Annotated in this window: 1 protein-coding gene; it reads left to right on the top strand. The window is 39.6% G+C overall.

All coding sequences use genetic code 11. From position 1 onward, the window contains the following. Window positions 1-424: hypothetical protein (locus ES948_RS10965; protein ID WP_188109525.1), on the top strand; the 424-nt coding region annotated here is incomplete at both ends.

Below are 424 nucleotides of genomic sequence, written 5' to 3' on the forward strand. Positions count from 1 at the left end.
ATTAAGCGTGTTGGAGCTATGGGTGTTGCCGGTGAGATTGCCAAAGGGGATGCGTTTCAAAAAGGAAAATATCATGGCGACTTATCTCAACTTAAAAAAGATATGACAGATATTGAAAAATCAAAATCTGATTCTATGCATGGACAAGCAAGAGGAGTTCGAAGAAACTATCAAGTAAATCCGGATATGTATGATAGAAATGCAGCAGCTAGTGAAAAAGCCAAACAGCAATCTTTAGATAAATCAATTACTGCTCAAGGCGGAGAAGACAAGTATGCAGCTACACAAGCAAGAGATGCTGCACTGAAAGCAACAATGCAACAAAAAGCACAGCAAGGAGCATTAAAAGAATATATTCAAGGTCAAGGCTATACCCCAGAAGCTGCCGACAAAATGGCAAAAGCTATCATGGAAGGTGGTAAAG

Origin of the sequence: Sulfurimonas indica, assembly GCF_009192995.1 — a bacterium.
In the GTDB taxonomy this organism is placed as follows: Bacteria; Campylobacterota; Campylobacteria; order Campylobacterales; family Sulfurimonadaceae; genus Sulfurimonas; species Sulfurimonas indica.